The organism is Kitasatospora sp. NPDC047058 (assembly GCF_040643935.1).
Classification (GTDB): Bacteria; Actinomycetota; Actinomycetes; order Streptomycetales; family Streptomycetaceae; genus Kitasatospora.
Genome location: NZ_JBEYVJ010000242.1, coordinates 1 through 11,252, shown reverse-complemented (window position 1 = coordinate 11,252; position 11,252 = coordinate 1). Strand labels below are relative to the sequence as shown.

Below are 11,252 nucleotides of genomic sequence, written 5' to 3'. Positions count from 1 at the left end.
CGCGCCGCCCGGGCCGCCGCCCGCCGGTCCGCCGGCCGCCCGCGCCGCTCGTGGAGCGCCGCGGCCGCCATCACCAGCGCGCCGGCCAGCAGCCAGAGCACCAGGGTCAGCAGGTGTCCGCCGAAGCCCGCGCCGCCGTCGAAGTAGAGCAGGCTGCGCGCCCCCTCCAGGAAGCCGGCGCCGGTCCAGAAGGAGTGCAGGCCGCCGAAGAAGCCGTTCTGCAGGTCGGGCCGGTAGACCCCGCCGGAGCTGGTGAAGTTCAGCATCACGAACAGCACCATCATCACCAGCGTGGTCCACCGCCGGAGGAAGGCATACAGGCCGATGCCGATCGCGACCACGCCGGCCGAGTAGAGCCAGCCGAGCGCCCAGACGGCCGCCAGGTCGTGGTCGACGACGTGGAACACCGGCCCGGCGGTGACGATCCCGATCACGCTGACCAGCAGCGAGGTGACCAGGCCGACCAGCGCCCGGACCCGTATGCCCAGCGCCGCGCCCGCCGCGCCGATCACCGCGACGCTGCCGTAGGAGCCGATGCTGAGCGCGACCAGCAGGAAGAACAGTCCCTGCCCGGTCGGGTCGCCCTTGCCCGGGGTGGCGAGGTCGGTGACGTGCAGCGGGACGCCCTGCCGGTCGGTGACGTTCCGGAACACCGCCTCGGCCGCCATCGCCGAGGTGTCCGAGCCGGCCTTGGCGATCAGCAGCTCGGGGTGCCGGCCGTCCGGCAGGAACGCGCCGACCAGCTCGCGGTCGCGCAGCCGCTGCTCGGCGGCCTCCCGGCCGGGCAGCGTGCTGACGTCGAGCGCCGGTCCGGCCTCGGCCCGGACGGCGTCCGCGAGGCCCTGCGCCTGCGGCGCTGTGCCGACGACGGCGACCTTCAGGTGGTGCGGCTCGGGCTGGTGGAACGCGCCCTGGTAGGCGAGGGCCATCCCGAGGCACATCAGCAGCGGGGTGACTAGATGGACGGCGAGGTGCTTGAGCGAGTGCCCCGGGGTGGGCGCCGCGGCGGTGGTCTGGGGTGTGCTCATGGCGGTCGTTCCGTCCTCCGGTGCCGTGGTCGGTGATCTGCCGCGTGCCACGCCGCACGGCAGGCGGCGGGGCACACGGCAGATCACGGAAAGCGGATGGTAAATGCAACCATCTGGATGCAGTCTACAACCGTTTCGAGCGCACCCGGAAGCCCGCCCCCGTCGCCACCCCGCTCGACCGCGGGCCGGACACGGACCACGCCGCAGGTCAGCGCCGGCCGACGGGCGGCCGACGCCGGCCGACGCCGGCCGACGGGCGGTCAGCCCAGTTCGAACACCCCGTACGAGAAGCCCTCCGCCCGCAGCTCCCCGCCGCTCACCCGCACCCCCTGCACGTCCAGCGGCCGTGCCGCGACGACCGGCCCGAGCGCCACCGCCCCCGGCTCCCGCCGCGGGTTGACCGCCACCAGGTACCGGCCCGCCCGGACGTACACCAGCGGGTACCCGGCGTGCCGGACGTCCACCGACCCGTCGGCGCCCAGCCCGGGGTGGGCCCGGCGCAGCGCGATCAGCCGGCGGACGGTGTGCAGCAGCGAGGTCGGGTCGGCCCGCTGGGTGGCGACGTTGGGGCGGTGCGGGTCGGGGTCCACGGGCAGGTAGAGCCGCTCGGCGGGCGCCGTGGAGAAGCCGGCGTTCGGCCCGGGCGTCCACTGCATCGGGGTTCGCGAGCCGGCCCGGTTGTAGTGCGGGCCGAGCACGCTGCCCTCGACGTCGGGCAGGCCCGGCAGGTAGCGCATGCCGATCTCGTCGCCGTAGTAGACGGCCGGCAGGGTGGGCCAGGTGAACAGCAGCGCGAAGGCGGGGGCCAGTTGCTCGGCCGTACGCGGGCCGGTGGCGAGCCGGGAGAAGTCGTGGTTGGCGGTGGGCAGGGCGATGTACCCGGCGCCCTCGGTGAGTTCGGCGGCGGAGCGCCAGGCGTCCAGGAAGACCTGCGGGGTGCCCCGGCCCTCGGCGTCGAAGTAGCAGGGGCCCTGCTGCCAGAACTCCTCCACCGTGCCGGCGTTGTTGTTCCACAGCGAGCGCAGCGGCAGGCCCCGGTCGGCGCCGCCGAACTGGAGGAAGAAGTCGGCGTGGAAGCCGGCCGCGACGGCGGTGGCCGGGTCGCCCCACTCGGCGAACAGGGCGGCCTGCGGATGGGTGCGGTCGAGCCAGTCGCGCAGTTCGGTCCAGAGCTTGGCGGTCTCGGTGAACCCGGGGTCGTCCTTGACCAGCGAGGAGGCCATGTCGACGCGGAAGCCGGCCACGCCGAGGCCGAGCCAGTGCGCCATGATCCCGCGCAGCGCTGCGCGGTTGGCCCGCGGCCCCTCGCCGTCGACCGGCTGGCGCCAGGGCTGGTCGGAACGGCTGCGTGCGTAGCCGAAGTTGAGCGCCGGCTGGCAGTCGAAGAAGTTCGGCCGGTACCAGCCGGGGCGGCTGCCGGGCGAGGCGACGAAGCCGTCCACCGGCCGGTCGGACCAGATGTACCGGTGGTCGGAGGGGTCCTCGGCGGCGGCCAGGAACCAGGGGTGGCGGTCGGAGGTGTGGCCGGCGACGAGGTCGAGCAGCAGCCGGACGCCCCGGCGGCGGGCCGCCTCGACCAGCGTCGCCAGGCCCTCGGCGGTGCCGTAGCGCGGGGCGGGCGCGAGGTAGTCGCTGACGTCGTACCCGGCGTCCCGGAACGGGGACCGGAAGCAGGGGGTGAGCCAGACCGTGTCGACGCCGAGCCAGGCCAGGTGGTCAAGGTGCTCGGCGATGCCCGCGAAGTCGCCGATGCCGTCGCCGTCGGAGTCGGCGAAGGTCTGCGGGTAGATCTGGTAGAGGACGGCGTCGGCGAGCCAGTCGGGGCCGGGGCGGGTCGAGGTCATGGGCTGGATCCTCCTGCCGGGTGCCGGGGGCGTGGGCCGGGTCTACCGATTCTCGTCCAATCCCGGCCGTCCCGACAGCCCGCGTCGGCCGCCGCCACCGCCTCTCCTGTGCCTCGGCGCCGACGCGCCGACCCGCACCGCCGGCGGCCCGCGTCAGCCACTGCCGGCGCCCCCGGCCCCCGCCGCCCCGCAGGCCTCGGTGAACGCCTTCGCCCGGCGGGTGATCTCGGCCCAGTCGCCGTCCGCGACCGCGTCCGGCGGCACCACGTCCGTCCCGGCGCAGACCGCGAGCGCGCCCTGGGCCAGGAACTCCGCGGCGTTGCCCGCGTCGACGCCGCCGGAGGCGACCAGCGGGATGTCCGGGAGCGGGCCGCGCAGGTCCCTGAAGTAGCGGGGGCCGAACGTCCGGGCCGGGAAGATCTTGACCGCGGCGGCGCCGAGTTCGGCGGCCTGGAGCACCTCGGTCGGGGTGAGCGCGCCGAGCAGCACCGGCACCCTGGCGGCGTGCGCGGCCCGGGCCACCTCGGGCCGGAGCCCGGGGGTGACCACGAACCCGGCGCCGGCCGCGACCGCCTGCTCGGCCTGCTCCGCGGTCAGCACGGTGCCGGCCCCGACCCGCCAGCCCTCGCGGGCGGCCCGGCGCAGATGGGCCGTCACCTCCGGTGTGGTGAAGGTCAGTTCGGTCAGCCGGATGCCGCCCTCGGCGAGCGCCCGGCAGAGCGCGGCCGCGTCCGGGATCCGGGGGGCGCGGACCACCGCGATGACGGGCGAGGCGGCCGTCAGGGCGCGGGCCCGGGCGAGGACGGCGGGCGTGGGGTTCATACGGCTCGGGTCCCTCGGTCGGTGCGGCGCAGGGCGCGCCCGGGCCGGGCGCCCGTGGTGCGGCCCTGCCGGACTACGGCGGTGCCGTTGACGTAGACGTGCTCGATTCCGGTGGCGGGCAGCCGCGGCTGCTCGAAGGTGGCGGTGTCCCGGACCGTCTGCGGATCGAAGAGCACCAGGTCGGCGTGGTGACCGGGGGCGATCAGGCCGCGCCGGTCCAGCCCGAGCCGGGCGGCCGGCCGGCCGGTCATCCGGGCGACCGTCTCCTCCAGCGTGAGCACGCCCAACTCGCGGCTGTAGCGGGCGAGGTAGCGGGGGAAGGTCCCCCAGGCACGCGGGTGCGGCCGGGCACCGGTCAGCAGGCCGTCGCTGCCGACGGCGTGCACGCGGTGCCGCATGATCGCCCGGACGTTCTCCTCGTGGCCGACGTGCTGGAGGACGGTGGTGGCCAGTCCGTCCCGGCGGAGCAGGTCGAGGAAGACCTCGGTGCCGCTGCGCCGCTGCTCGGCGGCGATTCCGGCGACGGTCCGCCCGACCAGGCCGGCGAGTTCGGGGTTGCCGACGCCCGAGAGCTGGACGGCCGCCCAGTCGGCGACCACGCCGTGGCAGCCGTCGCTGCCCTTCTCCTCGACCTCGTACCGGATCCGCTCGCACCGGCCGGGGTCGGCGAGCCGCTCCAGGGTCGCCGCGGGGCCGCCCTCGGTGGCCCAACCGGGCAGCAGGGCGGCCAGGGTGGTCGAGCCGGGCAGGTAGGGGTAGCTGTCCAGGGTGAGGTCGACGCCGTCGGCCAGCGCCCGGTCGACCAGGTCGAGCAGTTCGCCGGCCCGGCCCCGGTTGACGCCGAAGTTCATGGTGGCGTGGGTCAGGTGGACGGGGCAGCCGGACTGCCGGGCGATCTCCACCATCTCCGTGTAGCCCTCCAACGCCCCCTCCCCGTACGAGCGTTGGTGCGGGGCGTGGAAGCCGCCGTAGCGGGCGACCACGCGGCAGAGCTCGACCAGCTCGGCGGTGCCGGCGTACATCCCGGGGGTGTAGCTCAGCCCGCTGGACATCCCGACCGCGCCCTCGGCCAGGCCCTGGGCCAACAGGGCGCGCATCCGGTCGAGTTCGGCCGGCGCGGGGGCGCGGTCCGCCCAGCCCACGGCGAGCATCCGCAGCGAGCCGTGCGGGACCAGGTAGCAGGCGTTGACCCCGGTGCCGGTCCGGTCGAGGCGGTCCAGGTACTCGCCCACGGTGCGCCAGTCCCAGTCGAAGCCCTCCGGGTCGCCGTTCCAGCCGGCGATCTGGCGGCGCAGCGCGGGCAGTGTGGTGTCGTCGGACGGGGCGTACGACAGGCCGTCCTGGCCGAGGACTTCGCAGGTGACGCCTTGGGTGACCTTGGCGGGGTGCTCGGGTTCGAGCAGCAGGGCGAGGTCGGAGTGGGCGTGCAGGTCGATGAAGCCGGGCGCCAGCACCAGTCCGTCGGCGTCCACCTCCCTCGCCGCAGTCAGACGCCGGCCGATCCCGGTGATCAGCCCCCGGTCGATCCGGACGTCGGCGCGGTACCGGTCGGCGCCGCTGCCGTCGACCACGGTCGCGCCCCTGAAGACCAGCGCCCCGCCCGCGCCCCTGGACGCCTCCGTGCCCGGGCCCGACCGGCCGCCGCCCATCAGAAGAACGTCCGGACCAGGCCGGTGACCCTGGGCTCCGCCGCCGAGGCGTCGTCCAGCACCGGGATCATCGTCCACCGGTCGAAGGCGGTGCACGGGTGCGAGATGCCGAGCCGCAGCACGGCGCCGACCGGAGCGAGGTCGCCGGCGTCGCGCAGGAAGGCGTGCTGGTCGTCGAGCGCGCCGATCCGCGCCGAAGTCCCGGCCAAGTCGGCTCCTCCCCGGACGAGTTGCGGCTCGGGCAGCCCCTCGTCGAACGGCAGGTCGCGCTTGCCGGCATCCAGCACCGCCAGCTGCGGCTCCGGCCGGGAGAGCACGCGGACCCAGCCGTGCAGGGCGCTGCGGAACGGCGGGGCGCCACCGCCCCCGCCCCGCCCGAGCGGCGAGATCCCGCGGTAGAAGCCGTCGTCGTGGGCGATGTACGCGCCGGAGCGCAGCACCACGGCGGCCTCCGGGAGCGCGGACAACTCCTCGGCCACCAGGTCGAAGTACGCGCTGCCGCCGGCACTGACCACCGGCGGGGCCGCGTCGGAGTAGGCGGTGGCGAGCCGCCCGTGCAGCTCGGCCAGCGCCCGCAGGTAGCCGCGGACGGCGTCCAGCCCGCCGGCGGTGGCGTCATGGGCCAGTGCGCCCTCGTACCCGCCGATCCCGGCCAGCCGGAGGGTGGGCGCGCGCAGGACGGCGGCGGCGACCGCGACCGCCGCGTCGACGCCGCGGGCGCCGGTCCGCCCGCCGGGGGCGCCCAGTTCGACCAGCACCTCGACCGGGCGCTCGGCGCCGGCCGCACGTAGCGCCTCGTCCATCAGCCGGACGCCCTCGGTGGAGTCGGCCCAGGTGAGGAAGGCGAAGGCCGGGTCGGCGGCCAGCTCGCCGGCGAGCCAGGCGAGGCCGCCCGGGTCGAGCAGGGTGTTGGCGAGCAGGATCCGCTGCACGCCGAACGCGCGCGCGACCCGGACCTGCGACAGGTTGGCGAGGGTGATGCCGTGGCCGCCGGCGTCCAGCTGCTTCTGCCAGAGCGCGGGCGCCATGGTGGTCTTGCCGTGCGGGGCGAGTGTCACGCCGGCCCCGGCGCACCAGTCGGCCATGGTCCGCACGTTGTGCTCGACGGCGGCCGCTTCGAGGGTGAGCAGCGGGGTGCCGAGCCCGGCGAGGGTGGGTCCGGTGGCGAGGTAGTCGCGGACGCTGAGCCCCCGGGCGGCGGGCGGCAGTGCCTTGAACCGCCAGTCGATCACCTCGTCGGCGAGGGCCGCCACCCGGCCGGCGTCGATGCCCGACCCGGTGCCGGCGCCGGTGTCGACGAGGGCGCCGGCGAAGGTGCCCGCGAAGGTCTGACCCATCGTCTTCTCCCGTTCGCCTGTTGCAACATGCGCAACGCCTGTTGCGCATGCTGGCGTCACGGTTCTAGCATCGGCGCCGGACCGGGGTCAACGGCGCCGGCCCCGGAACGACGGAGCCCAGCAGCCCGAGGCCGACGGACCCCGAGGCCGACGAACCCCGGGACCGACGGACCCGGACCGAGGACGACGCAACGGCCGCCGCAGACGAGGAGTCCCGCCGATGCCACGACAGCCGTCCGCCGTCGGCACGGGCTCCCCGCCGCCACCCGGCGCCCCGGTCGCGGTCTGCGTGGGCGAGTCGATGGCGGTGCTGCTGCCGGACCGGCCGGGCCCACTGGAGTCGGTGGGGAACTTCCGCCTCACGGTCGGCGGCGCCGAGTCCAACGTGGCGGGCGCACTGGCCGCGCTCGGTGTGCCGAGCGCGTGGATCAGCCGGGTGGGCGACGACGGCTTCGGGCGCCGGCTGCTCGCCGAGGTCGCCGCCCGCGGGGTCGACGTCTCCGCCGTCGCGGTGGACCCGCACCGCCCGACCGGCCTCTACCTCAAGGAGGTCGGCGGCACCGGCGGCAGCCGGCACGACCTCGGGCCCGGGCGCAGCCGGCTGCACTACCACCGCCGCGGCTCGGCCGCCGCCGCGCTGTCCCCCGCCCTGCTGGCCGACCCGGCCGCCGCCCGGCTGCTGGCCGGCGCCCGGCTGCTGCACCTGTCCGGCATCACCGCCGCCCTCTCCGACGACTGCCTGAGCCTGCTGCGCGCACTGCTCGCCGACCGCCGACCGGGCCGGCTCACCAGCTTCGACCTCAACTGGCGCCCCGCTCTCTGGCACGACCGCGACCCGGCGGTGCTGCCACCGCTCATGGACGCCGCCGACCTGCTGCTGCTCGGCGCCGACGAGGCGGAGGCCGCCCTCGGCACCGGCGACCCGCACCGGCTGCGCCGCCGCTTCCCCTCCCCCGCGACCGTCGTGGTCAAGGACGCCGCCCGCACCGTCACCGCGCTGGACCGGGACGGGACCGCCGTCACCGAACCGGCCCTGGCCGTCGAGGTGGTCGAGGCGACCGGCGCGGGCGACGCCTTCGCAGCCGGGTACCTGGCGGCCACCGTGCGCGGCCTCGACCAGCGCCGCCGGCTGCGGCTCGGCCACCTCGGCGCCGCCTGCGCGCTCACCGCCCACGGCGACCAGGCCGAGCTGCCGCCCGCGCCCGCGGTCGACGCCCTGCTGGCCGCCTCCGCGGCGGACTGGGCGGCCACCCGGGTGTCGGCGGACGGCATCGCCTCCCCCGCCCTGCCCGCGCCGGCGCGCACCGCCGCGGCCGGCAACACCACCGCAGGCCCCCGACCGGCCCCCTCCCCGGCCCTTGGAGCACGATGAGCCAGACCGTCACCCGCGCCCTGCGCATCCTCGCCGAACTCGGCGATGGCGAGCGCTCGTTGGACCAGCTCGCCGAGGTGCTCGGCGTCCACAAGACCACCGTGCTGCGGCTGCTCCAGAGCCTCGAAGCGGAACGGTTCGTCCACCGGGACCAGGCCTACCGCTACCACCTCGGCGCCGGCCTCTTCGCCCTCGCCGGCCTCGCCCTGGAGCAGCGCGGCATCCGCCGGACCGCCGCCCCGCACCTGGCCGAGCTGAACGCCGCCACCGGCCAGACCGTGCACCTGGCCGCGTACGAGGGCGGCGAGGTCGTCTACATCGACAAGTACGACTCGCGCCAGCCGGTGCGGATGTACTCGCGGATCGGCCTGCGCGCGGTCCTGCACAGTGCGGCCGTCTCCAAGGTGCTGCTGGCCGGCCTGCCGCCGGCCGAGCGGCGGCGGGTGGTGGCCGGCATCGACTTCACCCCGCACACGGCGCGGACGATCACCACCCCCGAGGCGCTGCTCGCCGAGCTGGACGCGGTCGCCGCCCAGGGCTGGGCACAGGACCACGCCGAGCACGAGGCGTTCATCAACTGCGTGGCCGCGCCCGTCCGGGACGCCGGCGGACGGGTCGTCGCGGCGGCGTCGATCTCCGTCCCGGACGTCGTCCTCCCGTACGAGCAGGTGCTGGAGCTGCTGCCGCAGCTGCTGGCCGCCACCCGTGCCGTCTCCGCCGACTGCGGGCGGACGCCCCCGGCCGGCTGACCCGCCACTCCGAACCCGAGGAACCCGATGCAGCCGATCCAGCCCCAGCCGAGGAAGCCGATGAGCGATCACCCCCACTCCGACGACAAGGCCGAGATCCGCACCGACGGCGCCCCCGCCCCGGCCTGGATGTTCTCCCAGGGCGTGCGCAAGGGCCCGATCCTCCAGGTCTCCGGTCAGGGCCCGCAGGACCCGGCCACCGGCGAGTACCTCCACCCCGGCGACGTGAAGGCACAGACCCGGCGGACGCTGGAGAACGTCAAGGCGATCGTGGAGGCCGGCGGCGCGGGCATCGAGGACGTCGTGATGTTCCGCGTCTACCTCACCGAGCGGAGCGACTTCCCGCTGATGAACGAGGCCTACGCCGAGTTCATCGAGGAGAACGTCAAGCCGGGAGGCGTGAAGCCCTGCCGCACCACGGTCTTCGTCGGGCTGCCGCAGGAGGCGATGCTGGTCGAGATCGACGCCCAGGCCGTGATCGGCTGACCGACCCGCCCGACGGACCGCACGGCGAACGCGCCACCACCGCGCAGGGCCCGGACGACCACCGTCCGGGCGCCTGCGCCGTGCCCGGGTGCGCCTTGCCGTCACAAGTCAAAGTGATTAGGTTAGGCTCACCTAACTCACCGGAGGTCGCCATGAGCCCCACCCCCACCGACGTCGAGGTCCCCGAACCCACCGCCGCCGAACGGGTCTGCAGCCTGCTCGGCGCCACCTCCTCCGTGGTGGTCCGCGCCTGCGGCGAGCGCCACGACCTCGACACCCCGGTCACGGTGCACGGCTCCCGGCTCCGCCTGCGCGCCCCGCTCGACGCGCCGCTCACCCTCGCCGTGCTCGGCGAACAGGACGGCCTGGCCGTCGTCCTGGACGTCACCGACATCGCCCCCGTCGCCGTCCGCGACCGGGTCCGCGGCCGCCTCACCCTGGCCGGCCGGCTCCACCTCGCCCACCTCGCCGACGACGGCCTCAGCGTCCACCTGCGGCTGGACGTCGCCCACGCCGTCCTCTCCACCCCGTACGGCACCAGCGCGGTCACCGGCGCCGACCTCGCCCTCGCCGAGCCCGACCCGCTCGCCCGCTACGAGGCCCGGCTGCTCACCCACCTCGCCGACGACCACCCGGACGTGCTCGCCGTGCTCACCCGGCTGCTCGACCACCGGCTCCTCGCCGAGCGGCCGGAGATCCGCCCGCTCGCACTGGACCGCTACGGCCTGGTGCTGCGCCTGGACCACCCGCACGGCCACCGGGACGTCCGTCTGGTCTTCCCCGAACCGGCCGGCGACGCCGACGAGTTCGGCCGGCTGGTGCACCAGCTGCTGACCGCCGCACACTGCGTGCTGCCCGCCGGCCGGCACTGAACCACGGGCGCCCGACGACACGTCGACCGGCCGCCGGAGCGGCACCGGAACCACCCCCGGGAACGACGGCGGCCGGCCCGGCTCGCGAAGTGCTTCGCGAGCCGGGCCGGCCTGGGCGTGTCCCGCGCCCGTGTTCCGCCGAGGTGCGTCGATCACCCGGTCGAGCGGTCACCCGACATGACCATCCCGGGAGTTCGTTCGCCCCGCACCCGGCGGGAGTCTTGTCCCGGCGTCAGAGGGAGACGCCGTGCGCCCGCAGGTAGGCGATCGGGTCGATGTCCGAGCCGTACTCCGAGCCGGTGCGGATCTCGAAGTGCAGGTGCGGGCCGGTCACGTTGCCGGTCGCACCGGAGAGGCCGATCTGCTGGCCGGCGGTGACGGTCTGACCGATCTTGACGCCGATCGAGGAGAGGTGCGCGTACTCGGCGTACTTGCCGTCGGCGAGCTTGATCTCGACCTCGTTGCCGTAGGCGCCGCCGTTGCCGGCCTTCACCACGGTGCCGGCCGCGACGGCGCGCAGCGGGGTGCCGGTGGAGGCGACGAAGTCGACGCCGGTGTGGTGGCCGGAGGCCCACATCGAACCGGCGACGCCGTAGGCGGTGCCCATCTTCGGGTTGGCCAGCGGGGCGACGTAACCGGAGGTGGAGGCGACCGCGGCCGGGGCCGGGGCGGCCGGCTTGGCAGCCGGGGCCTGGGCGGGCTTGGCGGCGGGGGCCTGGGCCGGCTTGGTGGCCGGGGCCTGGGCCGGCTTGGCGGCCTGGACCGGCTTCGGCGCGGGGGCGGCCGGCTTCACGGAGTCGTGCGAGGCCTGCGGCTTGGCGGCGGGGGCGGCCGGCTTGGGGGCCTCGGCGGCCGGAGCGGCGGCGGCCTTGGCGCCGAGCGCCAGCTTCTGGCCCGGGAAGATCAGGTTCGGGTTGCCGCCGACGACCGAGCGGTTGTGGTCGTACAGCGCCTTCCAGCCGCCGTCGACCTTCTTGGCCTCGGCGATCTTCGACAGCGAGTCCCCGCTGACGACCTTGTAGCTCTCCTCGGCCGGGGCGGCGGCCGGCTTGGCGGCCTCGGCGGCCGGCGCGGCAGCGGCCGGAGCGGCGGC

The 11,252-nt window shown here is 75.8% G+C and carries 10 protein-coding genes; 4 read left to right on the top strand and 6 right to left on the bottom strand.

Annotated features, from left to right (window positions below; translation table 11 throughout):
- The 5 genes from ABZ885_RS27815 to ABZ885_RS27795 all read right to left on the bottom strand — a co-directional run.
- On the bottom strand, nt 1–1,028 hold a 1,028-nt coding region (locus ABZ885_RS27815), incomplete at its 3' end, for a hypothetical protein (protein ID WP_360194161.1).
- 260 nt (nt 1,029–1,288) lie between these two features.
- Nucleotides 1,289–2,872 (bottom strand): alpha-amylase family glycosyl hydrolase, encoded by a 1,584-nt coding sequence (locus ABZ885_RS27810; protein WP_360194158.1) that lies wholly within the window; start codon nt 2,870–2,872, stop codon nt 1,289–1,291.
- 153 nt (nt 2,873–3,025) lie between these two features.
- Nucleotides 3,026–3,694, bottom strand: coding sequence for a bifunctional 4-hydroxy-2-oxoglutarate aldolase/2-dehydro-3-deoxy-phosphogluconate aldolase (locus ABZ885_RS27805; RefSeq protein ID WP_360194155.1), 669 nt, complete (start codon nt 3,692–3,694; stop codon nt 3,026–3,028).
- Nucleotides 3,691–5,343: a D-aminoacylase gene (locus ABZ885_RS27800; RefSeq protein WP_360194152.1), complete on the bottom strand. Its 1,653-nt coding sequence runs from the start codon at nt 5,341–5,343 to the stop codon at nt 3,691–3,693. Before ABZ885_RS27800 ends, ABZ885_RS27805 begins: the two co-directional genes overlap by 4 nt.
- A complete protein-coding gene (locus ABZ885_RS27795) occupies nt 5,343–6,680 on the bottom strand; it encodes an amino acid deaminase (protein WP_360194149.1) in 1,338 nt (445 codons plus the stop codon). Before ABZ885_RS27795 ends, ABZ885_RS27800 begins: the two co-directional genes overlap by 1 nt.
- A gap of 220 nt (nt 6,681–6,900) precedes the next feature.
- Between ABZ885_RS27795 and ABZ885_RS27790 the strand changes: the two genes are divergently transcribed.
- The 4 genes from ABZ885_RS27790 to ABZ885_RS27775 all read left to right on the top strand — a co-directional run bounded on the left by ABZ885_RS27790 (nt 6,901) and on the right by ABZ885_RS27775 (nt 10,159).
- Nucleotides 6,901–8,052, top strand: coding sequence for a sugar kinase (locus ABZ885_RS27790; protein ID WP_360194146.1), 1,152 nt, complete (start codon nt 6,901–6,903; stop codon nt 8,050–8,052).
- Nucleotides 8,049–8,801, top strand: coding sequence for an IclR family transcriptional regulator (locus tag ABZ885_RS27785; RefSeq protein WP_360194144.1), 753 nt, complete (start codon nt 8,049–8,051; stop codon nt 8,799–8,801). The genes ABZ885_RS27790 and ABZ885_RS27785 overlap by 4 nt, the downstream gene beginning before the upstream one ends.
- 60 nt (nt 8,802–8,861) lie before the next feature.
- Complete coding sequence (locus ABZ885_RS27780) at nt 8,862–9,287, top strand: RidA family protein (RefSeq protein ID WP_360194142.1); 426 nt, start codon at nt 8,862–8,864, stop codon at nt 9,285–9,287.
- A 152-nt stretch (nt 9,288–9,439) separates the two neighbouring features.
- Complete coding sequence (locus ABZ885_RS27775) at nt 9,440–10,159, top strand: DUF2470 domain-containing protein (protein ID WP_360194139.1); 720 nt, start codon at nt 9,440–9,442, stop codon at nt 10,157–10,159.
- A 232-nt stretch (nt 10,160–10,391) separates the two neighbouring features.
- Here the strand turns inward: ABZ885_RS27775 and ABZ885_RS27770 are convergent.
- Nucleotides 10,392–11,252 (bottom strand): LysM peptidoglycan-binding domain-containing M23 family metallopeptidase (locus ABZ885_RS27770; protein ID WP_360194136.1); only part of this gene is annotated, 861 nt, incomplete at its 5' end.

Excerpts from the sequence above, each read along its gene's own strand:
- ABZ885_RS27810 (WP_360194158.1), bottom strand. The coding sequence starts at position 2,872 with ATGACCTCGACCCGCCCCGGCCCCGACTGGCTCGCCGACGCCGTCCTC.
- ABZ885_RS27805 (WP_360194155.1), bottom strand. The coding sequence starts at position 3,694 with ATGAACCCCACGCCCGCCGTCCTCGCCCGGGCCCGCGCCCTGACGGCC.
- ABZ885_RS27800 (WP_360194152.1), bottom strand. The coding sequence starts at position 5,343 with ATGGGCGGCGGCCGGTCGGGCCCGGGCACGGAGGCGTCCAGGGGCGCG.
- ABZ885_RS27795 (WP_360194149.1), bottom strand. The coding sequence starts at position 6,680 with ATGGGTCAGACCTTCGCGGGCACCTTCGCCGGCGCCCTCGTCGACACC.
- ABZ885_RS27790 (WP_360194146.1), top strand. The coding sequence starts at position 6,901 with ATGCCACGACAGCCGTCCGCCGTCGGCACGGGCTCCCCGCCGCCACCC.
- ABZ885_RS27785 (WP_360194144.1), top strand. The coding sequence starts at position 8,049 with ATGAGCCAGACCGTCACCCGCGCCCTGCGCATCCTCGCCGAACTCGGC.
- ABZ885_RS27780 (WP_360194142.1), top strand. The coding sequence starts at position 8,862 with ATGAGCGATCACCCCCACTCCGACGACAAGGCCGAGATCCGCACCGAC.
- ABZ885_RS27775 (WP_360194139.1), top strand. The coding sequence starts at position 9,440 with ATGAGCCCCACCCCCACCGACGTCGAGGTCCCCGAACCCACCGCCGCC.